The organism is Komagataeibacter swingsii, from assembly GCF_003207895.1.
GTDB classification, from domain to species: domain Bacteria; phylum Pseudomonadota; class Alphaproteobacteria; order Acetobacterales; family Acetobacteraceae; genus Komagataeibacter; species Komagataeibacter swingsii.
The window spans coordinates 1-24,556 of sequence record NZ_NKUB01000034.1; the positions used below are offsets into that span (position 1 = coordinate 1).

The window sequence follows — 24,556 nt, forward strand, 5'->3', positions numbered from 1 at the left end:
TGGGCATGAAGTCTGGCCTCCTCCGCCAGTCTTCATCTTGAATCACATCACATGCCCTTTGGAAATCCTGCGATTCAAGCTATTCGCAGCGTGCTCTAAAGCCGAGATTGTGCCTTATATAGCGCTTATAAGATGTTCTGGCCGCGATCTTCTTTCTCAGGCTGGGCACTCGTGGTCCGAAGCCCATGCCTCTGTTACGTGCCATAACGATCTCCATCCTCGATCTCGACATCGCGGGCATAATCTTGAAGCTGATCGTGATTAAGGAGCGTAACTCCGTTTTTGCTGGCAAGCTGCCTTGCAGAAGTCGTGAAGCCCGCATTGGATACAACTGCCGAGTGTGTGCAGTCATAATAACTCATGGCGGAGAAAGCCTGCTGCACAGCATCATTTCCAACAGGATTGGAATAGAGCTTGCATTGTAGGACAATCTTCTTGCCATCCTTATCCGCAATCACATCCGCGCCTTGGTCGCCTGATGCTACCGTGGCGCGAGCGTTCCATCCGATCTGGCGCAGAAGAATGGCGCAGTGTTCTTCATAATCGTATGGGCTCATTGTGGGAGAAAAGATTTCGGGACCAGACGTGACCGGTTCAGTCGGGATAATGTCAGGTACTGTCTTAGATGCAACTCGATTAATTTCGGTAATGACTTCTGGCCGAATTATCTCCCATTTATCCAATAGGTTATATTGTTGTAAAAGCGGCATAATCCTACTGTTTAGAAAAGCAGGGATTTCAGGTTCCCATTTTTTTGTGATAAGTGTCCCGTAGTCGTCTTGATAAATGTTTTGACGCCATTTCATTGCAAGGATGTTTTCTTTTGCTTTAATCTCTTCAATACATAGTTGAAGAGCATGGGCAGTTCGGGCGTTGTCTGCATCAATTGCTTTCTGCCGCTCTGTTTCTATTCGGCGAGCCTCAGCAATTTGTATTTCATGTTCTTGCTTTTCCCGTTTGTGTCGAGAGATTGCTTGGAAAATTTTCACGCCAGAAAATGCGAGCCCAACAGCGATAACGACCATCCAGAAAGATGAAGGGCCTGAGTGATTATCGTCTGTCAGCTTGCTGTTGGAAGACAATGATGAAGCTGCGCTTGCTGAGGAAGTCATCGGCGCAGCGACATCTTCTGTTGGGGATTCAGTTGTCGATATGTGCGGTTGCGCGAAGGGAAGAGGAAGAAGAATCCCGTGTGTGTCTACATATTTATTAAATGAATCAATGGCAACTGAAGAGCCGGCAAGGGAAATATGAGGTGTCGTCCCATCACTTAATTGGATGGTGGAAGATGCTGCCGCCGTGAAATTGTGGACGAACGCTTTTGTCTCTGCCGCAGGAACATCCGCACCAAAATGACCGGCTTCATCAGGCTCTGGTACCAGGGGGAGAGTATAATCACCTATTTTCCATGATCCGCTGGAAATTTTATGTGCGTTGTCAGTCACATCGATGTGAATCAGATGACTGCTGGATGCAGAAATGCCAAATTTTAGACCGGATTGATCTGAATATATGATCGGCGCCTCGCCGATAGCCGTGTCAGTTATCTGCCAGTCAACCTGGCCGCTTGCAGGTAACGTGCTGGTGGCATATCCATATTTAATATAAGACACATTAGAAAATATTATAAAAGAAGATATTAATATTAATTTCGGACTCATTTTCCCCTCCATGAGTCCGTGAATGTAGTCCATATCTTTCCATGAATTCCAGATAGGCCTTTTTCCTAGCCGGACGTTTGCTCTCAGTCACTCTGGGCAATATGCCAATGGACCTGCCAACTGAGGTATAACTCCCCGTGTCCAAGTCTGCCTGCAATGTGCGGTTAATAAGCTGAACGTCGTGAGAGCCTAATCGGAGCGCAACGCATTGAGCTTTGCTTGTGGGCGTCTCTACCTACTCACTCTTCCTCAACCGCACGCCAGCCCCACCACCATTCTCAGCGATGAACTCGACCCCAGCCGCTTCTAGGGCGGCGTGGATGGCAGAGATTGTTGACTTTCTGGGGGCCGTCACTTCATCCTCGAATCGGACGATAGTGCGTTTTGGCACGCCACTGGCCTCAACCAGTCGGTCCCTTGACCACCCCAATAATCCTCGGGCGGCGCGAACCTGTGCGGATGTAATGTCCTCCACAGCGCCATTTATGCTTGCGTTCATCTGCACATAGTGGCATCCAGAAGGACGTTCCGCAAGGAGCGAACGACCGGACAGAGAGCTTGGACCCTCCCATGTCCGGCCTAACCACAACCGAAGGATGAATTCGGCAATGGCTAATCGTGCCTATAGCACGCCCAGACACACATGGGCATGCTCTCGGCTGGGTACAAGCGTACTCGGCTCCCTTTTTCCCAAAGCCGGGAAAGACCCCTTACTCACATCCGAGCATCTGGCAGCCGGGCTGATCGTCCCCGCGCTGCTCCTGCTCGCCCTGGTAGGCTTCGCCCAGCCGGAGGTTCTGCGGCACGGTGCCGCGGAACCCCACCCCGCAATGATCGCGCTGGCGGAGGTGATCCGATGAGCGAGACACCACAGAACCGCGTGCATGCCGTTGTGTGCGATTTGAGTGCTCTGTCCGAGATACTGGACGCCCTTATCACCGCCTCGGAGCCAGTTCCGTTGGAATGGATGCACAAGTGGGTAAAGCGCCTCCACACCGAACTGGATGTGGCATGGTTGGCCCTTCCTGATGGGCGCCGGGAGAGAGCCAAATGACCAGCCCCATCCGCAAGGCCACGCTGGCTGCCCTCGGGGCTGATCGCCGTTGCTGGAAGGAACCCGCCACAGTCCAGGCAGAAACACAGTCTGTCCGGTTCAGCGCGGCCTATCGCAAGGCGCTCCACACCCGTGCCCGGTCCTTTGCCGACCTGCAGGACAAGGCCAGGCTGGTGATGCTGCACCTCAGAACTGTCCCGAGTTTGCGCTGGATGCGTAATCGTGCGGCGTGAGCGCCATTTTCCGCGTCTGCTCGACAAGCTGCTGCGGATTATTGGCCTTCACCGTTACGTTCTGCATGTGGATCTGGGTCGTGTTGCCCGAAGCAACTTGAGGTGTTGGCGTCGATATCCGGCGCAGAGCAGCAGCAGACATGGCGTAGCGGTTGGCGTATTCACGGCCGTGGACGCCGTTTTGTATGTATTCCCTGGGCAATTCAGCATCAAGCGCGCCACGAACGGCAGCATGGAGATCATGGCCTGACCCGAACAGCCGCCTGCCTGCCGATTTTACGCCATCAACATTATGCATTTCCCAATCTAAGGCATCGGCTTGCTGTTCCATAGTCATGCGCGACAGGCGCATCCCGAAATGGGCCTCGATGGCCTTGAGCCGGGGTGCATGCCACTGGAACATGCCCTCAGCGTACCCGCTATCGCCGATGGCTTCCGTGTTGAATCCACCTTCCGATCGCGCCATGGCGGCCACAGCCGCTGCCTGCTCGGGGGTGTAGCCACGCGATTTCATCAGATATTGGGTCAGTTCATATTCGCGCTGGTTCTTCTCAAGGGCGCTATATCGATTGGCCCCATAATGAGGATCGCGCATCGCCTTCAGGTTATTGGCAATCCGCCCCGCATCGGATCGGTCATAGCTGATTTCCTTATAGGCCGCATATCCTGCCGCACCAGCAACTGTTGCCGCGGCCACGATGGGGTTATCAGCAATAACGGCAGCCCCGCCCCTTACGGTCGCTGCACCTCCGCGGCCAATCAGCGTTGCGCCATCCTTCAGTAATCCGGCTCCTTTGAGAAGGCCACGCATGCCAATGAGCGTGCCGACTATAGGTGCTATGGCGGAAAATAGGCCTCCAAGGGCAATGGCAACAGCAGTCACAGTCGTGATGTTACGCACGGCATCAGGATGGTTATTCGCGAGCTTATCCCATTCCTGGACAAGGCCATCCAAGCTCTTAACCATCGGCTCAAGGTCATGGGATATGTCAGTGCGGAAGGTGTTCACATGAAACATCAAGTCCTGCCACGACTGCTGGAACTCAAGGTCGCGGGCTGCATTTGCTTCAATCTGACGCCCATATTCTGCGCCTTTTGCATTGAACCGGCGCATCTCGTCGGGATGAAGGGCCAGGTTCGTATATCCGCCCGAGGTCAGGCCGGACAGTTCTAGAATAGATGCCGCCATATGGTCATTATTTCCGAGACCGCGTAGCTGCTTAACCACATACTGGACAAAGTCGGCATGATTCATCTTCAGAATTTCGGGGTCTAGATGCACTCCTCGGCTTGCAAGGGTTTTTAGCATGGGGGCACCGTCCATCGCCTGCGTCTGGTATCCCGCCTGATTATCCGCATACGTTGCGATGCTCTGCCGCGCTTCCTCTCGATTTGACCGTCCGGAAAGGAGTGCCCCTTCTTCTTCTGCCACGTTTTGATGAACGGTCGTCCCGGTCCGCTCGGCAAAATTGCTTTCCTCCACGCCGCGGGCGGAGGTCTCCTGCATCAGGCTGTTGAGACCTGCCACTCCCTTCTCGCCAAGGGTGATGGCAGCCACGGAAAGCAGTGTATCCCTCAGCTGCGCTACGGCCTGCGTTCGCTCGCGGATGGAGGTCATTTCCGCCCGCTCCCGCTCAACACGCCGCCGCGCTGCAATCTGCTCCTGCTGTGCCCGGTCGCGTTCAGCGTCCCGGCTGATGCGCGTGCTCTCCTTGGCATGATCACGCTCGGCGCGCTCAATATCCTTTAGCGCGGCCCGGACCTCATTCGTACTCAGGGAAAGAGACCGAGCTAGACCTTCTACATTTTCCTCCGACCGGCGCCGCGCATGCGCCATGCCGGCCACCATGCGCTCCAGTTCGTCCTGCGCCTCGGCAGAGCCACGCAGGAAGTCAGTTGGATCAAAATTGAATTTTAGGCCGAACAGGAAGTCATCAGACATGGAGATATTTCTCACGGGTCGCAGGATGGGCAGAAAACAGCGTGAGAATTTTATCAATTCATGTGGAAGAAGTACAGTTTCCTGAAGGAGTAAGTGTCTACTTTATCGGTGTTTCTGGTGTTTGCAGGAAAGCATTTAGCCCGCATCAATGATTGTTAGCAGATTTCCATCACTTTTTGCGCCGATGTCTATAATTGCGGTTTTCTTCACAAATCTTGGCAACAATAGCGTCCATGTCTTGCTTTTTTTTCGCTGTATCGCTGCCTTCAAGCATCTTTTTATCAACTTCATGCCTGTCCCAGCGCGGCGAGCGTGGGCCGAGGTGATAATTCGTCTGTGGCAGTTTTCCTGCTTGCTGAAGATAGCGAACACGATTGGGGCCGATTGAAAGGTAATGAGCCAGTGCCTTTCGATCCAACCACCGTGGTGATGCCTCATCCATTGCCTTGCCTCTCTGCATACCAAATGCGCCGCCTATAGGAACTTCATTATATGAAATCAAAAAATAGGCCGTCCTCACGAAACGCCTATAACTTATGAAATCAAAAAAAACCTGAAACGCCGGTTTTTGTCCGGTGTCTGTCCGGCATCTATCAGGTGTCTTTCAGGTGCTTGCCGGGTCTGAAAATGGACCAGGCGAAATCTGCCAATGCGCGTCATGAGATGGCAGCTTCAACCTCAACACCTCTCAACAGATCCCCTGCACAGGAATGGCGGAATACCGCCAAAATAACATAGTCCCTCGCGTGCGCGCGCGTAATGTGCCATTAATCCCGGCATTGCCGGGGTAGTTCAGCCCGTAATATGATGCGGCATGGCAGGCACCAAACCCATATCCGAATGGACACCGCCGGAGGTGGTGGACGTGTTCAGCATCAGGCAAGGGGCACGGAACCCTCAAAGCCGGTACTACCCAATGTCACAGGCCGCATTTGCCAGGCGGTATGGCTTTACCGCTTCTGCTATGGCCGACTGGGAGCAAGGACGCCGGAAGCCTGATCCTGCAGCCCGCACCTTGCTGGCGATGATCCAGAAGGATCAGCAGGCCGTGGACCGGCTATTGGGCCACAAGGACGCTGCACCCCCTAAGTAGATGGGGCAGCCTCGCGCGCGCGTTTTTAGGGAGTGAAAAAATTGCGGGCGGCTAAAGAATTGACCGCGTGCTGCTGGCATAAAGCTACGCATTCCGGGTGATGCAGGTGAACGGGCGTCTCAGGCGGGCGGGTAGCGTTTAAGGATACGGCTGATAAGTGGTCCGGAGCTGACCATGAAGGCATCGTCCAGGTCCATTTCCGTCTGTATGATCTGCTTCTTGATCCGGTCGTAAGTGCTGCGCCACATGCCTTTGGGGCGCCTTGGGATACGGGTATATCGGTCGATGCTTCCCTTTTCACCCAATCGCCGGAACAGCTTGCGGCGCCTGATATGCAGACGGTCCTGATCGTCCGTGTTGCGGGTGGCATAGGTCATACGGAAACAATGGCGGCAGGCGAGCTGGCGGGCATTGCTGGACAGGTGCAGGGCAGAGACCCGGCGTCCACAATAGGGACACAGGAGCCACGGCCTTTGCCCTCCATAATTGCAGGGCGACCATGAGATGCGAATGGGTATGCTGACGACATAGTGCCCATCCTTGTCCTCTGTCTCGACCTTCCATGAAAGCCGGAGGGTGTCGTCAGCATATTCTCCGCGCATGTCTTCGTAGATGGCATCACCCCATGACAGACGGGCTTTCCATCCTTCCGTGAGTGCTCCAATCCTCGCTAGGTCACTGGCCTTGACTTGGCGGGTTACACCCACACGGGGCCTGCCTTCATACGGTCTGCCTGATCCAAAGCCTCCCATAGCTGCTCCCTTTTGATTTCCGCCGTTGGTATTTCCGAAATCATTAGGGAAATTATACCATGAACGCACGAAAAACTGTCTGTATCCCGCAGGAAACCAACGATTTTTCGGCATGCGTTGTTCTTTGAAAAATAGACCCTGTTCGGCCAGCGTAATTCTACACCTACTTCTCGTCAGGGATCGCCGGGTGATGCTCTCCCAGATGATGGTGTTTCGTAGCTGATAGGGGATTGTCCCCCACCTCCGGGCTGAAAAGCAGGATCGCAAGCAGTTCGTCAGGAATGGGTTCTGCCGTCACATCCGCGAACTGCTGGGAAAGGGAAGTCTTCACCCACGTTCCGAAAGGGTCATCCTGGCTTACCGGATGGTGGTGACGACTGGATGTGGCGTTCTTCCTGCCCATGACCCCGCTCACGCTTTTTCCCGCTGTATGCATAATGGTCGGACGAAGAGTGGCGTTACATGCATGAACAGCATACCTGACAGACACAGTCCTGAATGGGCATGAAACCCGGATGATATGTCCCGGTGTTTCCCGGTGCGTCTGCGTGTTCCAGAAGGGTATACCGATACGGTGCAACGGAGCGGAACACCCGAATGGCGGCTTTCCGTGTTCCATTAGGGTTGTCTAATTGCAAATGGAACATTATGGATGAAGGTCTAGACCCAAACGGAACACTTTTAGGGATCACACCATGCGATACGGATATGCCCGCGTCTCGACCATCGATCAGAACGCCGCCACGCAGGAGGAAGCACTTACCAACGCCAGGTGCGACATGATCCGCGTCGAGAAGAAATCCGGCACGAGCAGGGAAGGGCGGTCCGAACTGGAAACGCTGCTGGCCTTCCTCCGGGAGGGTGATGTTCTAGTGGTGACGCGCATAGACCGGCTGGCCCGTTCCATAGCTGACCTGCAAACCATCATCGCGGAGGTGAAGGCCAAGGGGGCACAACTGCAATGCACGGAGCAGCCCGTCGATACCGGCACGGCGGCCGGCAAGGCATTCCTCGATATGCTGGGGGTGTTCGCGGAGTTCGAGACCAACCTGCGCAAGGAACGCCAGATGGAAGGGATCGCGGCGGCCAAGGAGCGCGGTGTCTATAAAGGGCGCAGGCCATCCATCGACCGCGACCAGATCCATGCCATGAATGCGGAGGGGGTCAGCCCGACCGAGATTGCCCGGCGGCTGAGAATTGGTCGCACGTCTGTCTATCGGTGCCTGGGGAGAGTGGCTGGCTGATTAGGGCGCAGTCATCCACAGCAAGGCTTCCTTACAATTTTCAACCAGAGCAAAGGAGCTGCCGCCTGTAGGCTGGTGATCGCAGGCAGGACTGCTTGGGATGTGAAATGAGGGGAGTGATTATGAGGGTTTGGAACAGGGCCAAATCGCGTTCAAAACAGGTCTGGACGTGTCAGAACGTCCCCGGAAAGCGCATCGCTCATCATGGGTTTAATCGTGGGTTTAGATTTGGAGAAATCCGCAACCTACTGATTTAACACTAATTTTTAAGGAAAGGTGGCTCCCGAAGTAGGACTCGAACCTACGACCCAGCGATTAACAGTCGCTTGCTCTACCAACTGAGCTATTCGGGATCAGCGTTGAGCAGCTTATAGCCACAGGGGTGGGGGGGCGTAAACCCCCCTTTTGAACTTTTTTTCAAAAAGGGGGAAAATGGGTGCCGGGATTGGCAAAAAGCACGGTAATCCCTTTATGTTGCAGGAGAAATGCGGATCAATGGTCGATGAGAACAGGGAAGGGCGGCCGCCACGCCTGCTGCGCCGCGCGGTCATGCCGCTGCTGGTTGGCGCAGGTTGTGTCGTGGTGGGCGGGCAGTGGCTGCAAAGCCGCCAGCAGGCCCGTATCGTGCGGCATGATGATGCGCTGCTGGATGGCGAAGCCCATGACCTGACGCTGTCGTGGCCGTTTGCCCAGGCATCGACCCTGTACAACGTGGCGCTCCGGCAGGACTTCTTTTCCCAGTTTCGGCTGGATGTGCACCTGCAGCCCGGCGCGGTAACGGGGCGTGACGCCATTGCCGACCTGCGGGCGGGGCGCAGCATGGCGGCCGTGGCCCCCGTGCTGTCCTGGCTGCAGGCGTATCAGGCGGATGCGGACCTGCCTGCCCGCCTGGTCATGGGGTTGCAGGCGGGGACATTCCGCCTGCTGGTGCGCCGGCGGCTGCGCATTGCCAAGATCGAGGACCTGGTGGGCCGCAGGATCGCCGTGCTGAATGCGGATATGGCGGACCGGCTGTTCTTTTCCGTCATCCTGCGCCGCAAGGGACTGAACCCGGATACGGCGCCCGACTGGGTGATCCTGCCGCCTGACCAGATCGACGATGCCCTGGTGGCGGGCACGGTGGACGCCGTGGCCCTGCATGACCCGCTGGCATGGCAACTGCTGAACAACCGCACGCTGGATCTGGTGGAACTGGTCAATAGCGTGAAGGGGTTGTACGCGGAACGCACAAACCTTGCGCTGGGTGTCTCGACGGGCCTACTGGCGCGCACGCCGGGGGCGGCCGTGGCCCTTGTGCTGGCGCTGTCGCATGCCGCGCACTGGCTGCCCGCGCATATGACGGAAGCCGCCGCCCTGCTGGATGGGCGGGTGGATGGCATGGATCAGGATACGATCCTGCAGATGATGCGCCACGAAGTGCTGGGGGTCAGCCCCGTGGGCAATGACCTGAAAATACAGGTCGCGCGGTATGTGGATGAACTCAAGCTGCTGGGCATCTTTCCCGACAGCCTTGATTCGGCGGGTTACGCCCGCGCCATTTCAGCCGATATCCTGCGCCATGGCCAAAGGGGCAGCCACGGCGCGGGACAGTCGGGGTGACCGTTTGCAGGGACGGAAGAATTTACCAGGTAAAGCCGAGGCTCGCCTGCGCGTTCCGGCGCTCGCCATAATAGCACCATTCCTGCCCGTAGGAGGCGTAGCTCAGGCAGTTTGCGACATAATTCTTGTCAAACAGGTTGCGGGCACTGGCCGCGACCGTCCAGCCATGCAGCGATGGGGACAGGTTCGACAGGTCGTAGCGAAGGGACGCATCAAACACGGCATATTGCGGCACCCAGACGCTGCCATAGCTGGCCTCGCCACCGTAGGATCTGTTGGAATACCGCATGCCGCCACCAAAGCCGAGGCCTTTTACCGGCCCCGAAGGCATGATGTAGAATGCAAACAGTGATGCATTGCCCGTCCCCGACTGGATCAGGGGCTTGCCCGTTGAGTCATCATGGACTTTCTGCACGCTGACCGCGGCCGTAATCATCAGGTTTTCATACGGTTCGGCATGGGCTTCGAATTCGAAGCCATCCGAATGGACCTTGCCGCTTTCAGTGCTGTAGCCCAGGTTGCCAACCGCAACCAGCACATTGGTCTGTTCGATATGGAAACCGGCTGCCGTAAACAGCAGCGACGTGCCCGGAAGCTGGTATTTCAGCCCCCCTTCAAGCTGCTTGCCAAGGGATGGATCAGCCTGGCGGAATGTATGGCCACCATCGCTGGACACCGTGCCCGACTGCGGCTGGAACGATGTCGAATAGCTGACATAGGGCGACAGGCCGAAACTGAAATGGTACAGGGCCGACGCACGCCATGTAATCTGGCGTGGATTTTCATGCGTGGATGTATGGTATATGTATTCGTTCTGCTGCGAACGGTACCAGTCATTACGCAGGCTGCCGGTCATGACCAGGCCCTTCCAGCGCATTTCATCCTGCGCGTACATGCCGATCTGGTGTGAATTGGTCTGGTAATGCAGGTACGGACTCATGGCGGGAATGGCCATGTGATAGTCCGGGTGCAGGACATTCAGGTCCGGGGCGGTACCGTAGAACCCTTCTTCCGATGCGCTCTGCTGCATGTAGTCAAAGCCGAACATCAGGGCATGGCGCAGGGGGCCGGTGCGGACATGGCCCCTGAACTGGCTGTCGAACGCCAGGTTGTGCGTATGCTCGTTCGTGCCAAAGGCGGAACGGCTGAGCATGTCGCTGCTGGTGTAATAACCGTTGTTGTACACGCTGCGATAGATGGTCCTGATGTCATCATACCGCCCACGGCTGGTAAAGCTCCAGTTGTTGTTGAAACGGTGGTTGAAGATAGAGGTGATCCCGCCCTGGCGGCGGTTGAATTTCTCGAACGATTCATCACCATCATAGAAATCCCGGGGCAGGTAGCCATAGGATGCGGGTTTGAGCGACCCCACCAGCGGTTCACCGCCATAGGTGCCGTTTTCGGGATCGTACTGGTAGTTGCCCAGTATGGTCAGCGTGGTCGGCCCGTCGCCGCCGAATGTGAAGGAGGGGCTTATGGAAAAGCGCCGGCTGCCCGTCCGGCTCATCTGGCTGTGCTGGCCGTTGACCGTGCCGTACAGTCGGTAGCGGACAAGCCCGTCCCTGGTCGCATAGCCGCCAACATCGGCATCCACGCGGTACAGGTCGAACATGCCGCCCGTCGTGGTGACGCCGCCATGGAATTTCTGGTCCGTCGGCAGCTTGCTGGACAGTGCGACTAGGCCGCCGGGGCTGGACTGGCCATACAGCGCGGATGCCGGACCCTTCAGGATCTCGACGCGTTCCAGCCGGGATGTATCGGTCTGCGCCGTGGCGTAGCCCGTGGGGCTGTCCTGCAGCTTCAGCCCGTCAAGGAAGGTCGGCACCGTAAAGCCGCGCAGGGCGAACTGGTCATAGCGCGTGCCCTCGCCACCGCCACGCAGGTCGGGGGTGATGCCCGCCGCATAGCGCACGGCCTGATTGAGGTTCAGCACCCCGCGCACATCCATTTCGTTGCGGCTGACAACCGTTACCGACTGGGCGGTTTCGATCAGCGGCGTATCGGATTTCGTGGCGGAGGACGCGACCGTCGCCGGTCTGCGGGCATGGACTTCCAGCTTTTCCGCCTGCGTGGCGTTTGTGCCGGGCCGGGTGGTTGTCTGTTTCGTGGTACGGGCGGGCGGGACAGGATCGGATTTTTCGACCGGGTCCGCCGCAAGGGCAGGCCCTGCGGCCAGAAGGGAAAAGGGGAACACATAAAAAACCCTGCTGCGTTGCATGCCTGACCTCGTTATTGGTGGTGTGCGTGGTGTGGAAAATGGCTCCTAAAGAAAATGAGAATCATTTGCAATATAAATCAAAACGTGTCCGCAAGGAAATCCGGGCAGGTCATGCAACCGTTGTCACTGCCGTGGCGGGACGGGGCCGGCACCATTTTCCCGTCGCCCATAGGTCGGAAGGGGCGCATGCAATCGCCTGCAGGCACGGGTTATGCGATGGTTTCAGTCGGGTTTTGTCAGTGGACGTTTAAAAACAGCCTGTTGGTCAAAGCAATAAAAGTGCCGGAGGCCGTCTTTTTCTTGAAAAGGCGGTATTCTTTCGAAGCTTTTGCAAAAAGCTTCACCAAAAACTGCTTTTGATTTTAAGGTAATATCATGACCTGCCTTTTCAGGCAGTTTCTTGAATTCAGCAGGTCAATGCCCTGCCACCGCATGGAAAGGGGCAGTAAATGAAAATATATTTCATGAAATTGTTTTTGGGTGCTTTGGAATGAAAAAATATTTCCCGATTACGCTGGTTTCAATGGCATGCGTCTTCTGGCAGACGGGCGCATGGGCCGGGTCATGCTATGACCTGCAGCATCAGGAACCATCGGAACTGACCGGAACACTGGACTATGTCATGTTCCCCGGACCACCCAATTATGAAGACGTGCAGAAGGGTGATACACCGGAACCGTCCTACATACTGAAACTGCATGATCCGATCTGCATTGCGGATGATGTGGACGGGTTTGCTGATCCCAGGACTTTTTTTCAGGATGTCCAGTTAACGGCGGCCCCGCCCGTATCTGATCGGTTCCGTGGTTTCCTGCACCAGATTGTTACAGTAAAAACGACAAATCCGGCGGCGGCGGAAACGGGCCATTACCATGAACCGCTGCTTGTAACCGTCACGTCGATTGCACCCGCACAGGCAAAGCCCATGGATTTTATCGATGAGTATGGAACCGCGGCAACGACAATCCGCGCGTTCTATGACGCATTGGGGGACGGGCAGGGGGCCGATGCCTCAGCCATGGTCGTGCCGGAAAAGCGCACCCGGCCTGCTTTCGCACCACAGAACATGACCCGGTTTTATGGCAGTCTGGCCGATCCGATACGCCTGATCGACATTGCGCAGGAAAATGCCAACACGTTTATCGTGAATTATCATTATGCAACGAAATCAAGCGTCTGCAATGGCAAGGCCGAGATTACGACAACCATGCGCGATGGACGCAATTACATACAGGGCATCCGGGCGCTGAATGGCTGTTAGGCCGCGCCGCCATCGGTGTCGATGCCGGCTGTAACCCGTGGCGCATGGCCGGTATTATCCATGCGCCAGCAGGACTTGTGCCGGACCGGGCGATTACAGCGCGAAAGACGGTCCCTGCCGCTTCCCCCTGTTATCGCCCGGCCCGTGCCCCTTGTTCATAAGGGCGTCCCGATGTCCCGGTACGGCCGGTTAGCGTACATCACGGTAATAGGGCTGGGCCAGTGCCGCAGGCGCTGCCATGACCCGGCGCATGCGGTGCCAGACCACGACCGGCACGATAATGAAGGCCATGGTGCCCAGATAGGGCAGCATGTTCAGGAACGCCGGGTCAATCGGCCAGTTATGCGCCTGCCCGACAAAGGACAGGGCGGTGACCAGCCCGAACAGCAGCGCGGACAGGGTCACGATGACCGGGCGGTACCCGGCAAAGATCACCAGCGCCAGCGCGATCCACCCGCGCCCCGCCACCATGCCTTCCGACCAGACGGGCACATAGGTCAGCGTCAGGTATCCCCCCGCCAGACCCGCCATCGCACCACCCAGCGTGACATACCAGAACCGCATGGCCATGACCGGAATGCCCGCCGCATCCGCCGCCGCCGGGTTTTCCCCCACCGCGCGCATGTTCAGCCCGTGGCGGGTGCGGAACATGACAAAATGCACCAGCGCGGGCAGCAGCACGTAAATCGGCACGATCAGGATATTCTGCGCGAACAGCGCGGGGCCGATCACCGGAATGGATGACAGCACCGGCACGCTGACATGGCCGAACGTCGTCGCCACCGGCTGGCCTGCATAATTGTGGCCAAGTGCCGTGGACAGTCCCAGCCCCATGAAGGTCGTAGCCAGCCCGCACAGTACCTGGTTGGCCCGCATCACCACGGCGCCAAAGGCGAACATCATGCCGCCCGCGGCCCCCACCAGCCCCGCCACCAGCAGCCCGACCCATGGCGAGGGAACGGCGGATACGGTCATGACCGCCGTCACCGCCCCCAGCGCCATCAATCCCTCCACGCCAAGGTTGGTCACGCCAACCCGCTCGGCCAGCACTTCGCCAAGGGCGGCCAGCGCCAGCACGCCCCCCGCCAGCACGGCGGTGGCCAGCATGCCCGTCAGTAGCGCGATCATGATGCTTTCCCCTTTGGCGCGGTACCGGCCACGGGCCGGTAATGGGCCAGTTCATCGCCAATGGCGATCATGAACAGGATCAGCCCCGTAATGGCCAGGACAACCGATGCCGAAAGCTGCTGTGTCTGCATGACAATGCCGGAATCAAGGATCAGCGCCATCAATAGCGCGGCAGGAATGACATTCAGGCACGACCCGCGCGCCAGCACGGCGACCACGATCCCGAGATAGCCGAAATTGTTGGCCATGCCGCCCTGCAGCCGGTGGACCGTGCCCGCGACTTCAAACATGCCTGCAAGCCCCGCAAGCCCCCCCGACAGCAGCATGACCGAAATGATGCGCAGTCGTACCGGGATTCCGGCATAGCGCGCGGCTTCGGGGTTGGCGCCGCCAATGCGGATTTCATACCCCCACCGCGTGCGTGACAGCACCAGCGCCAGCCCGATGACGATCACGATGGCCACGGGAAAGCCCCAGTGCACGATACCCCACATTTCGGGAATGGCGACCGGCAGGCGCTGGGTTGAAACCTGCGCCCCGCTGATCCGGTCGCGCCACGGCCCGGTGGTCAGGTAATAGGTCAGCAGCGAGGCAATGAAATTCAGCAGCAGCGTGGTGATGATTTCATTCACCCCGGCATAGGCGCGCGCCAGCGTGGGCACCGTAATCCACGCCATGCCGCCCAGGATGCCGGCAATGGTCATGACCGGCAGCAGCACGATGGCCGGGCCATGCAGGCCAAGGGCTGCGCCGGTCGCGGCAATCGCGCCAGCATAGAACTGCCCTTCCGCCCCGATATTCCACAGCCCGATCGTGCCGCATACGGTCACCGCCGCCCCGGTCAGCAGCAGCGGGCACATGAACAGGGCAAGGTCTTCCAGCCCGAAGCGCGAGCCAAGGGTGGAACGCAGGACCAGGTCCGCCAGCGTGACCGGGCTGTGCCCCGATAGCGCCAGCACGCCCGCGATGATGAACAGCGACAGCACGATCGCCACCAGTCGCAGCGCAAGGATGCGCCCCGCCGGTGCGCTGGGCAGGCGCTGGAATGCACGTGCGGCCATTACTGCGTTGCTCCCGCTTGGGTACCGGCGGCGTCCCGGCCGCCCATCAGCAGGCCGATGGTGGCCATGTCGGCTGCCTCGGCATCGATTACGGACATGAGCCGCCCATGGAACATGACCCCGATCCGGTCCGATACGTTCAGCAGGTCCTCCAGGTCTTCCGATATGAATACGACCGCCACCCCCTGGTCGCGCAGGTCGGTCAGGTAGCCAAGCATGGTGGCGATCGCCCCGATATCCAGCCCGCGCGCGGGGTAGGCCGCGACCAGAACCCGGCTGGCGATGCGGATTTCACGCCGCGCCACCAGCCGTTGCTGGTTGCCGCCCGACAGGTTGCGGATGGGCATGGCGAAATCGGGAATGCTGACCTGCGCCAGTTCCGCAATGTCGCGCGCCAGCACGCCCGCCGCCTGCGCGTCATACAGCCCATGTGTCCCGATGGGGGGATAGGGGTATTCACGCAGCGCCATGTTGGTGGTGACCGACAGCGATGGGGCCAGCGCGCTGCGCAGCCGGTCCTCGGGGATGTGGCCGACACCCGCCTGCACGAACAGGGCCGGGTCCGCACGGTCCACAAGGCTGCCATCCAGCAGGATTTCGCCCGACGTGCGGGCCATAAGCCCCGTCAGCACATGCGTCAGCTCCCGCTGTCCGTTGCCCGCCACCCCGGCGATGCCAAGGATCTCGCCACCATGCAGGTCAAGGCTGACATCGCGCAGGGTTTCCACGCCACGGTCGTCGCGCACGCTGACATGGCGCAACTGCATGACCGGGTCGGGTGCGACGGGGGCGGCTCCTTCGGGGCGGGCGCGCATGTTGCGCCGGACGATGTCGCGCCCCACCATGGTCGCCGCCAGCATGGACGGGTTGCAGTCCGCCGTGTTGAACGTGCCGACCTTGCGCCCGCCGCGCAGGATGCTGACGCGGTCGGAAATCTCCATCACCTCGTCCAGCTTGTGGCTTATGATGATGACGGCGTTGCCCTGCGCGCGGAACGCCTTCAGCGCGCGGAACAGTTCGCCCGTCTCCTCCGGCGTCAGTACGGCGGTGGGTTCATCCATGATCAGCAGCCGGGCGCGGCGCGCCAGCACGCGCAGGATCTCGACACGCTGCTGTTCCCCCGCCGACAGGTCGCACACCCGCGCATCGGGCCGGACGGGAAAGCCGAAGCGTTCGGAAATCTCGCGCGTGCGGGCTTCCATCACGGCGGGGGAGGCGATGCGCGGCGCCTCGTCCCAGCCCAGGTGGATGTTTTCCGCCACCGTAAAGGCCTGCACCAGCTTGAAATGCTGGTGCACCATGCCGATGCCCGCGCGGATCGCCTCCTGCGGGGCGGTAAAGGCCTGGCCGTAGCCATCAAGGATGATCTCGCCTTCCTCCGGCTGGTAGATGCCGGTGACGACGTTCATCAGCGTGGATTTCCCGGCCCCGTTTTCGCCCAGCAGGGCATGGATCTCGCCCGGCCAGACATCAAGGTCCACGTCCTTGTTGGCGATCACGCCGGGAAAGAACTTGCCAATCCCGCGCAACTGCAGGACCGGCGGCGTGCCGGGGGCGACGCCGGGGGGAGCGGACTGCTTATTCAAGGCCGGATACTCCCGCTACAGCCCAGTCGCTGTGATAGATTTCCAGGTCGCTCAGCGTCACCCCCCCGGGCACGCGCAGGCGGCCATGGTTGTCATGGATCGGGCCACGGAACGGGTTGTAGCCTGCCAGCAGGCGCGTGCGCATGGCGTCGGCCTGGCGCGCGACCTCCACCGGCACGCTTGGCCCCCATGCGTCGCGGTCCACACCGTGCCCCAGTGTCAGGAAACGGCCCTGCGGCTGCCATGTGCCCGCCAGCAGGTCGCGCACCTGCGAGACATAGAAATCGTTGAAATCAAGGTCCACCGAACTGACATAGGCTTCCGGCCCGTAATCCAGCATGCCGGTGTTCCACATCGCCGCCTTCAGCCCGCGTTGCACCGCCACACGCAGATAGGCCGGTTCATCCATGATCCCGCACAGGAAGTCGCACCCGTTATCGGCCAGCGCGGTCGCGGCCTGTGTCGCGGCCTGCGGGTCGAACCATGCGTTGATGGTGATGCTCTGCAACGTGACGGACGGGTTGACCGACTGCGCGCCCAGAAGCGTCGCGTTGGCCGAGGCATAGACCGATGGTATGGGAAACGCGCCAAGGAACCCGAGCTTGCCCGTGCGCGTCATGAGACCCGCGGCAATGCCGATGATGTAGCTGGCATACCAGTGCGCCACGTAATACCAGCCCAGGTTGCCGGTCATGTTGGTGCCGTCGCATTCCATGAACGCAACATCCGGCGCACGGTCCGACACGTCCTTGATGAAGTCACCGTATTCGGAAGTCGCGAATACCATCTGTGCGCCTTCGGCCACGAACTGCCGGAAAATGCGCGTGGCGTCGGCGGAATAGGGCACGCTTTCGACATAGATGGTGCGGATTTTCGGGAATGCGCGGCGCACGGCCTGTACACCCCGGTCATGCACCATGGACCACCCGCCATCGGTAATCGGCCCGGTATGGCCAAAGCCGATTATGGCGTCCGCTTCCGCCAGTGGCCTGCGCCATGCGGGCGTGGCCGCCGCACGGGCGGGCCGCAGCAGGCCCGAACCCGCGGCCCCCGCCATGCCCAGCAGTGCGCGGCGCGTTGTCAGCAGCCGCCCCCGCGGCCCTGAAACTGTCATAAGATATTATCCCCCTGAAAATCCATGCCGTATCCCCTAGCGGCAGGTGACGTGTCGGTCCGTTCGGATGCTCCTGTAACTGCGTTATGTATAGTAAACGTTACGTGGCAGGGACATGCAAGGCCATCGCGCGGCCCGTGCCCTACGCCCCCGTGTCAGGTGGCCTGCTCCCCCGCCTGGCCTTCCGCCGGGGGCATGCCCGCCAGCGTGCGCCAACTGGCTTCATCCATGGTGGTGACGCCCAGCTCGGCCGCCTTGCGCGCCTTGGACCCGGCCTTTTCGCCCAGCACCACAAGGTCGGTCTTTTTGGAAACGCTGTCGGATACGCGCGCGCCCAGCCGTTCGGCCACGGCGCGGGCTTCGGGGCGGGTCATGGTGGTCAGCGTGCCGGTGAACACGATGGTCTTGCCCGACAGCGCGCCCTCGGCCACCATTTCCTCATCCGTGACCCGCGCCAGCACCGATGTCAGGTCATCCAGTGTCGCGCGGTTATGGGATTCGGCAAAGAACGACACCAGTTCATCGGCGATGGCGGAACCGATGCCGGTGATCGACCCCAGTTCCAGTCGCGCGTCCGACCCGATGACCGCCGCCTTTTCCATCTGCTGCCGCCAGTTGGCCATGGACCCGTAATGCCGGGCCAGCAGGCGGGCGTTGTTGATGCCGATGCGGCGGATGCCCAGCGCGTAGATCAGGCGCGACAGTTCAATGGTGCGCCGCGCTTCGATGGCATTGACCAGATTGCGGGCCGAAACCTTGCCCCACCCGTCGCGGCCGGCGATTTCGGCTTCATGCGCGGGCAGGCGGAAAATGTCGGCAGGCGTGCGCAGCCAGCCCAGTTCGTGAAATTCCACGATCGTGCGATCACCCAGCCCGTCAATGTCGAACGCATCGCGCGATACGAAATGGATCAGCCGTTCCACCACCTGCGCCGGGCAGCTCAGGCCACCGGAACACCGCCACACGACCTCGCCCTCCGGCCGTTCGGCATGCGCGCCGCAGACCGGGCAGGTATGGGGAAAGTGGAAGGGCGGGCGGTCATGGTCACGCGGCAGGACCACGCCCGTCACCTGCGGGATCACGTCGCCCGCGCGCTGCACATGCACAAGGTCGCCCTCGCGTATGTCCTTGCGCGTGATCTCGTCCTCATTATGCAGGCTGGCGCGGGTGACGATCACGCCGCCCACGTTCACCGCCTCCAGAAAGGCCACGGGCGTCAGCGCGCCGGTGCGCCCGACCTGTATGTCGATCTTCTCAAGGCGGGTGACGGCCTGCTCGGCGGGGAATTTCCATGCCACCGCCCAGCGTGGCGCGCGCCCGGCAAAGCCCAGACGTTCCTGCAATGCGCGGTCGTCGAGCTTGTACACCACGCCGTCAATGTCATAATCCAGCGCCGAGCGTTGCAGCGTCAGCCGGTCCATGAAGGCTTCGGCTTCCCCGGCATCCTTCACCCGCGTGCTGAGCGGATTGACCACGAACCCCCATGCCGCAAGCTGTTCAAGGTAGCCGTGATGGGTAGGTGCGAGCGGCGCGTCGCAGAAGCCGGCGGCATAGGCGAACAGCGACAGCGGGCGGCGGGCCGTCACCTTCGGGTCAAGCTGGCGCAGGGACCCGGCGGCGGCGTTGCGCGGGTTGGCGAAGGGTTTTTCGCCCGCGCGCTCCTGTGCCGCGTTCAGTTCAAGGAACGCCTGCTTGGACAGGAAGACCTCGCCCCGGATCTCGATCACGTCGGGGAAGGGGGCGGGCAGGCGTTCGGGAATGTCCTTCAGCGTGCGCAGGTTGGCGGTCACGTCCTCGCCTTCGGTGCCGTCGCCGCGCGTGGTGCCGCGTACGAAACGCCCGTGTTCGTAGGTCAGGCTTATGGACAGGCCATCAATCTTGGGTTCCGCGACAAAGGACAGGGCGCGGGCCTGATCGTCCCGCAGCCCGAGGAAGCGGGCGATTTTGCTGATGAACCCCTCGAATTCCTCACGCGAGAACACATTGTCCAGCGACAGCATGGGGACCATGTGCCGGTGGCGGTGGAAGGGGCCGCTGGCGGGCGCGCCGACCCTTTCCGTCGGGCTGTCGGCGCGGCGCAGGTCGGGGAAGCGGTCTTCCAGTTCGGCATTCAGCCGGCGCAGGCTGTCATAGGTCGCGTCATCAACCACAGGCGCGTCATGCTGGTGATACGCGGCGTCCAGCGCGGGCAGCAGGGTTGCAAGCTGCGCCAGCGTGGCTTCGGCGTGCGTTCTGTCCTGTTCCATCGTGGCGTAGTCCGCCAGCAGGCGGCGGGCCTGTCCGGCCAGGGAACCGGATGGGGCGGCATGGGGCATGTCAGACCCCTTTCAGCAGGCTGTCGGCGGCGGCGCGGGCGGCGGGCGTAATGGTGTCGCCCGACAGCATGCGGGCGATTTCCTCGCGCCGGGCCTGCGTATCCAGCGGGGCGGCGTGGGTTTCGGTGCGGCCTTTGTTCACGCTCTTGCTTATGCGCAGGTGCGCATCCCCCCGTGCCGCCACCTGCGGGCTGTGGGTGACGACCAGAACCTGCACGCTGCGGCCCACGGTATAAAGCCGTTCGCCGATGGCCGAGGCCGTGGCCCCGCCCACGCCGGAATCCACTTCGTCAAACACCAGCGTGGGAATGGCCGACCGGCCGGCCAGCACCACCTTCAGCGCCAGCATGAGGCGGGAGAGTTCGCCGCCCGACGCGATCCTGGCCAGCGGTCCCGGCGGCTGGCCGGGGTTGGCGGCGATCAGGAACGACGCCTGTTCCTTGCCGCGCGCGTTCCATGCCTCCGCTTCCAGCGGGATGAGGGAGACGATGAAGCGCGCGCGTTCCAGCTTCAGCGGTTTCAGTTCCGCCATCACCGCCTGTTCCAGCCTGCGTGCCGCCTTTTCCCGCGCGGCGGTAAGGTCAAGGGCCACGTCCTCGAACTTCGCGCGGTTTTCGGCCACGGTTGCTTCCAGCCCCTCGATCCGGGCATTGCCTGAATCAAGGGCGGCCAGCCGGTCGGTAAAGGCCGCCAGCAGCCCCGGCAGTTCGGGCACGGAAACACCATGCTTGCGGGCTTCGGCACGCAGCGCGAACAGGCGTTCTTCCGTCTGTTCCAGCAGGCGCGGGTCGGCCTGCGCGTCGGATGCAAGGCGCGAGAGCATGCTTTCCGCTTCCGCCAATGCCTCTTCCGCGCGTTCCAGCGCGTTCAGCGCCTCCTGTGCGGCTTCCTGCTCGGCAGCGCCCACGGCTTCGGGGTTCAGGTCGGTGGGGGCGGGCAGCAGGCGCTGCAATGCGCGGCTGGCGTTGCGCAGCGCCGATGCGGGGCCGGGGGAGCGCCGGTCGCGCGGCGCAAGGTCGGCCAGGGCCGCCGCAATCGCCTCCGCCCGGCGCTCACCCTGCTGCAGGGCCTGACGCAGGCCGGCAAGCTGGGTTTCCTCATCTTCCTGCGGGGCGAGGGTGGACAGGTCTTCCACCGCCTGCCGCAGCCAGTCTTCCTCACGCGCGGCGTTTTCCATTTCCGCGCGGGCCGCCGCCAGTTCCGCCGTGGCCTCGATCCATTTGCGATAGGCCCCGGCGGTGCGGGTGCGCAGCGCGCCGGGCACACCAAAGACATCCAGCAGGTCCAGATGCGTGGACTGGTCCGCCAGCCCCATCTGTTCGTGCTGGCCCTGTATTTCCACCAGCAGGGTCGCGGCCCGGCGCAGCAGGCTGACAGCCACGGGCTGGTCATTGATATAGGCGCGTGAGCGCCCGTCCGTAGTCACGATACGGCGCAGCAGCACGGGTTCGCGCACGTCATCCAGCACGATGCCCTGTTCACTGAACAACTGGTGCAGGGGATGGTCGGGGGCGACCTCGAAACTGGCGCTGACGCTGGCCTGTTCGCACCCGGCGCGGACCAGCGACGCGCTGGCCCGTTCCCCCAGCGCCAGCCCGAGGCTGTCCAGCAGGATCGACTTGCCAGCCCCGGTTTCCCCCGTCAGCACCGTCAGGCCGGGGGGGAAGGCCAGATCCAGTTTTTCGATCAGGACCACATCCCGTATCGAGAGCTGTGTCAGCATGCAGGATTCCCGTTCAGCACTGATGATCGTTGGCGGAAATCAGAAAACCGAATGCCACGCCCGCGACAAGACGTTCCGTCCCTGCTTGTGGTCCTTGCTTTCCACGCCCTTTATCAGGTGATGCGTGCGCAGGTGTTCGTACGCATCCGTGTACCATTTGCTGCTGGGGTAGTTGTAGGCCAGCACCGCGCCGGTCTTGCGCGCCTGTTCCAGCAGGCCCATGTCCAGGTACACTTCCACCAGCCGCTCCAGCGCCTCGGGCACGTGGTTGGTGGTCTGGAAATCCTGCACCACGCGCTGGTAGCGCCCGGCTGCGGCAAGGTAGTCGTTCTGCTGCTGGTACCACCGGCCCACCAGCATTTCCTTGCCCGCCAGATGGTCGCGGCACAGGTCGATCTTCAGCTGCGCGTCACGGGAATACGGGCTTTGGGGGAAGCGGGTAATGACTTCTTCCAGCGCGTCCATGGCTTCGATCGTGCCCTGCTGGTCACGCTGCACGTCGGCCACCTGTTCATAATAGCACAGGGCGCGCAGGTAGAAGGCATAGGCCGCATCCGTGCTGGTGGGGTGCAGTTCCAGAAAGCGGTCAAGCTGCTGCACGGCCTCGGGATACTTGTTCAGCAGGTAGTTCGCATACCCTTCCATCAGCTGCGCGTTGGCGGTGTACTGGGAATAGGGGTAGTTGCGCTGCAATGTGTCGAACTGGTTGACCGACAGCAGGTAGCGGTCCGAACGCAGGGCGTCCACGCCGTTGTTGTACAGCGTCTCCGCCGAGCCGACGCGTGGCGCGCGTTCATTGATGGTGCTGGCGCTTTGCCCACATGCCGCCAGCAGGCCCGCAAGCGGCAGAAACATCAGCCCGCGCGCCATCTGGCGCGCGGTGGGCAGGGGGTGCGCAATAGGGTGTGATGTGCGTACGGACATACCGGCTCTTCCAGTTATGGAAGCTTTATATCATGTGCCGGGGATGGGTGAAGTCTCCACGTGCGGATTTCGCATCCCCGCATCAGGCGGCCCGGGGCTGCGGGGTGGAAAGGGGCGCGCCCAGCGGGGCGCGACGCCAGTTCGCCTGTTCGGCAAAGACCTTGCGCAACAGGCGGTTGTTCAGCGTATGGCCTGATTTGTGCCCCCGGAAATGGCCGCTGACCATCCCGCCGGCCAGATACAGGTCGCCAATCGCGTCCAGCACCTTGTGGCGCACGAATTCATCGGGGTGGCGCAGCCCCGACGGGTTCACCACGCTGTCGCCGTTGACGACAACGGCGTTGTCCAGCGACCCGCCACGCGCCAGCCCCACGGAATGCAGGTAATCGATTTCAGGCTGTAGCACGAATGTCCGCGCAGTGCTGAGATGCTGGCGGAACGCCCCCGGTTCCACCTGCGTCACATAACGCTGCTGGCCGATGGCGGCGGCCGGGAAATCGATGGAAATGTCGATTGTCAGGCCGGGCTGTGTCGCGGGCGACAGTTCGGCAAACGCATCGCCATCTTCCACCCGCACGGTCCGTTCCATGTGGATATGCTGGCGTGGGGCCGCCTGCGCCGTAATGCCCGCGCATTCCAGCAGGAACACGAATTCCGCCGCCGAACCGTCAAAAACCGGGATTTCCGGGCCATCCACGTCGATGAAGAGGTTATCGACGCCACATCCGGCCAGCGCGGCCATAAGGTGTTCGATGGTGGCGATGCGTTCGGCATGCCCGTCGCTGCCATCGCAGCCCAGTACCGTGCTCAGCCGCGTGTCCACCACTGTGTCGTACCGTGCCGCAAGCGGCGGCAGGGTGATGTCGCTGCGGCGGAAGACGATCCCGGTATTTTCCGGGGCGGGGGACAGGCGCAGGCCGATGCGCCTGCCGGTATGCAGGCCGGTGCCGACGCTGCTGATCGGCTGGCGTATGGTGTGCTGCATCTGCCCTTCCTGTCGGGACGCCGCCCCGAAGGGACCGGGTGCTTGTGGCAGCATGCCGTTCATTGCCTGTATCCTTGACGGAAGTGTGGGAGAATTCACAGTAGCTGGCATATTGTCATGCTACTGCCTTCTATCTTCCCGGAACAGTCAAGGATTATTGCCTATTGTTACCTGCGGGCAGGGCGCGCGCCCTGCCTGCCCATGGCGGGAACAGGCCGGGCGCCACGGCCGCAATCAGGGCGAGCGGCGACGCAGGAAGGCGGGGATATCCAGCCCGCCGTCATCCGGCGTCGGGTTGCCGCCCGTGGGCTGGGCCTGCGGCTGCTGCGGCGGCTGGGGCTGCGGCTGTGGCGGCTGCATGGCAGGTTCCGCGCGGGGGGCCGGTTCGGGCTGCGGCGGGGTGGAATGACGGCGCAGCGCGCCGGTCACGATCCCGAACAGGCTGCGCGGCGCGGGCTGGGGTTCCGGCGCGGGCGGGCGGGCGCTTTCGGTAAACAGCGGCGAACGCGGCGACCCCGCGCGCTGGGCCTGCGCGATATGCGGCGGCACGGCGTTGGGGGAGGGCGCCTGCGGTGTGGCGGGACGCGGTGGCTGCGCCGCCGCGGGCTGGCCCATGGGGGCGGCAGGCTGCTGCAGCTGCCCCGCGGCAGGGGCGGCCTGGGC

21 protein-coding genes, 1 tRNA gene and 1 pseudogene are annotated in these 24,556 nt (G+C 61.1%); 5 read left to right on the top strand and 18 right to left on the bottom strand.

Going from position 1 to position 24,556, the window contains the following annotated elements; all coding sequences use genetic code 11:
- Positions 1-194: 194 nt before the first annotated feature.
- From CFR76_RS18260 to CFR76_RS18265, 3 genes are all read right to left on the bottom strand, one after another.
- Complete coding sequence (locus CFR76_RS18260) at positions 195-1,694, bottom strand: restriction endonuclease (protein ID WP_208624017.1); 1,500 nt, start codon at positions 1,692-1,694, stop codon at positions 195-197.
- Between the two features lie 202 nt (positions 1,695-1,896).
- A complete protein-coding gene (locus CFR76_RS18880) occupies positions 1,897-2,160 on the bottom strand; it encodes a helix-turn-helix domain-containing protein (protein ID WP_110557741.1) in 264 nt (87 codons plus the stop codon).
- Positions 2,161-2,371: 211 nt separating this feature from the next.
- The gene (locus CFR76_RS18265; protein ID WP_208624018.1) at positions 2,372-2,530 is read right to left on the bottom strand and encodes a hypothetical protein; all 159 of its coding nucleotides are present in this window, start codon (positions 2,528-2,530) and stop codon (positions 2,372-2,374) included.
- A 181-nt stretch (positions 2,531-2,711) separates the two neighbouring features.
- On the opposite strand from CFR76_RS18265, the gene CFR76_RS15235 reads away from it, so the two are divergent.
- Positions 2,712-2,948, top strand: coding sequence for a hypothetical protein (locus CFR76_RS15235; protein ID WP_110557744.1), 237 nt, complete (start codon positions 2,712-2,714; stop codon positions 2,946-2,948).
- Here CFR76_RS15235 and CFR76_RS15240 read toward each other — a convergent pair.
- The 4 genes from CFR76_RS15240 to CFR76_RS15260 all read right to left on the bottom strand — a co-directional run bounded on the left by CFR76_RS15240 (position 2,902) and on the right by CFR76_RS15260 (position 7,150).
- Positions 2,902-4,890 carry a phage tail tip lysozyme gene (locus CFR76_RS15240; protein ID WP_110557745.1) on the bottom strand — a complete coding sequence of 663 codons (1,989 nt, stop codon included), beginning with the start codon at positions 4,888-4,890 and terminating at the stop codon, positions 2,902-2,904. The genes CFR76_RS15235 and CFR76_RS15240 overlap by 47 nt on opposite strands.
- A gap of 169 nt (positions 4,891-5,059) precedes the next feature.
- The gene (locus CFR76_RS17840) at positions 5,060-5,410 is read right to left on the bottom strand and encodes a helix-turn-helix transcriptional regulator (protein ID WP_146222703.1); all 351 of its coding nucleotides are present in this window, start codon (positions 5,408-5,410) and stop codon (positions 5,060-5,062) included.
- 692 nt (positions 5,411-6,102) lie between these two features.
- Positions 6,103-6,849 carry a hypothetical protein gene (locus tag CFR76_RS17850; protein WP_146222704.1) on the bottom strand — a complete coding sequence of 249 codons (747 nt, stop codon included), beginning with the start codon at positions 6,847-6,849 and terminating at the stop codon, positions 6,103-6,105.
- Positions 6,850-6,898: 49 nt separating this feature from the next.
- Positions 6,899-7,150, bottom strand: coding sequence for a hypothetical protein (locus tag CFR76_RS15260; RefSeq protein WP_146222705.1), 252 nt, complete (start codon positions 7,148-7,150; stop codon positions 6,899-6,901).
- A gap of 280 nt (positions 7,151-7,430) precedes the next feature.
- Here CFR76_RS15260 and CFR76_RS15265 point away from each other — a divergent pair, with 280 nt between their 5' ends.
- Entirely contained in the window at positions 7,431-7,979 is a 549-nt protein-coding gene (locus tag CFR76_RS15265) for a recombinase family protein (protein ID WP_110557750.1), read from the top strand.
- A gap of 277 nt (positions 7,980-8,256) precedes the next feature.
- Here the strand turns inward: CFR76_RS15265 and CFR76_RS15270 are convergent.
- Positions 8,257-8,332 (bottom strand) — tRNA-Asn (locus CFR76_RS15270).
- Between the two features lie 142 nt (positions 8,333-8,474).
- Here CFR76_RS15270 and CFR76_RS15275 point away from each other — a divergent pair.
- Positions 8,475-9,578, top strand: coding sequence for an ABC transporter substrate-binding protein (locus CFR76_RS15275; RefSeq protein WP_110557751.1), 1,104 nt, complete (start codon positions 8,475-8,477; stop codon positions 9,576-9,578).
- Positions 9,579-9,600: 22 nt separating this feature from the next.
- Here the strand turns inward: CFR76_RS15275 and CFR76_RS15280 are convergent, their stop codons facing one another.
- Positions 9,601-11,796, bottom strand: coding sequence for a TonB-dependent siderophore receptor (locus tag CFR76_RS15280; RefSeq protein ID WP_110557752.1), 2,196 nt, complete (start codon positions 11,794-11,796; stop codon positions 9,601-9,603).
- A 111-nt stretch (positions 11,797-11,907) separates the two neighbouring features.
- Here CFR76_RS15280 and CFR76_RS15285 point away from each other — a divergent pair, with 111 nt between their 5' ends.
- Both CFR76_RS15285 and CFR76_RS15290 read left to right on the top strand, forming a co-directional pair.
- Positions 11,908-12,156 (top strand): hypothetical protein, encoded by a 249-nt coding sequence (locus CFR76_RS15285; RefSeq protein ID WP_146222706.1) that lies wholly within the window; start codon positions 11,908-11,910, stop codon positions 12,154-12,156.
- A gap of 130 nt (positions 12,157-12,286) precedes the next feature.
- Positions 12,287-13,057: a hypothetical protein gene (locus CFR76_RS15290; RefSeq protein ID WP_110557754.1), complete on the top strand. Its 771-nt coding sequence runs from the start codon at positions 12,287-12,289 to the stop codon at positions 13,055-13,057.
- 189 nt (positions 13,058-13,246) lie between these two features.
- Here CFR76_RS15290 and CFR76_RS15295 read toward each other — a convergent pair whose 3' ends face one another.
- From CFR76_RS15295 to CFR76_RS15335, 9 genes and pseudogenes are all read right to left on the bottom strand, one after another.
- Positions 13,247-14,185, bottom strand: coding sequence for an ABC transporter permease (locus CFR76_RS15295; RefSeq protein ID WP_110557755.1), 939 nt, complete (start codon positions 14,183-14,185; stop codon positions 13,247-13,249).
- The gene (locus tag CFR76_RS15300; RefSeq protein ID WP_110557756.1) at positions 14,182-15,246 is read right to left on the bottom strand and encodes an ABC transporter permease; all 1,065 of its coding nucleotides are present in this window, start codon (positions 15,244-15,246) and stop codon (positions 14,182-14,184) included. The genes CFR76_RS15295 and CFR76_RS15300 overlap by 4 nt, the downstream gene beginning before the upstream one ends.
- Complete coding sequence (locus CFR76_RS15305; protein ID WP_110557757.1) at positions 15,246-16,832, bottom strand: ABC transporter ATP-binding protein; 1,587 nt, start codon at positions 16,830-16,832, stop codon at positions 15,246-15,248. The genes CFR76_RS15300 and CFR76_RS15305 overlap by 1 nt, the downstream gene beginning before the upstream one ends.
- Complete coding sequence (locus tag CFR76_RS15310; protein ID WP_110557758.1) at positions 16,825-17,946, bottom strand: BMP family ABC transporter substrate-binding protein; 1,122 nt, start codon at positions 17,944-17,946, stop codon at positions 16,825-16,827. Before CFR76_RS15310 ends, CFR76_RS15305 begins: the two co-directional genes overlap by 8 nt.
- A gap of 155 nt (positions 17,947-18,101) precedes the next feature.
- Positions 18,102-20,261 carry an NAD-dependent DNA ligase LigA gene (gene ligA / locus CFR76_RS15315; RefSeq protein WP_110557759.1) on the bottom strand — a complete coding sequence of 720 codons (2,160 nt, stop codon included), beginning with the start codon at positions 20,259-20,261 and terminating at the stop codon, positions 18,102-18,104.
- A gap of 1 nt (position 20,262) precedes the next feature.
- The gene (recN, locus tag CFR76_RS15320) at positions 20,263-21,984 is read right to left on the bottom strand and encodes a DNA repair protein RecN (RefSeq protein WP_110557760.1); all 1,722 of its coding nucleotides are present in this window, start codon (positions 21,982-21,984) and stop codon (positions 20,263-20,265) included.
- Between the two features lie 39 nt (positions 21,985-22,023).
- Positions 22,024-22,908, bottom strand: a complete 885-nt coding sequence (locus CFR76_RS15325; RefSeq protein ID WP_110557761.1) for an outer membrane protein assembly factor BamD — start codon at positions 22,906-22,908, stop codon at positions 22,024-22,026.
- A gap of 82 nt (positions 22,909-22,990) precedes the next feature.
- Positions 22,991-23,956 (bottom strand): UDP-3-O-acyl-N-acetylglucosamine deacetylase, encoded by a 966-nt coding sequence (gene lpxC / locus CFR76_RS15330; protein ID WP_244191976.1) that lies wholly within the window; start codon positions 23,954-23,956, stop codon positions 22,991-22,993.
- A 171-nt stretch (positions 23,957-24,127) separates the two neighbouring features.
- Positions 24,128-24,556 (bottom strand): annotated as a pseudogene (locus tag CFR76_RS15335) (cell division protein FtsZ); the annotation flags it as partial.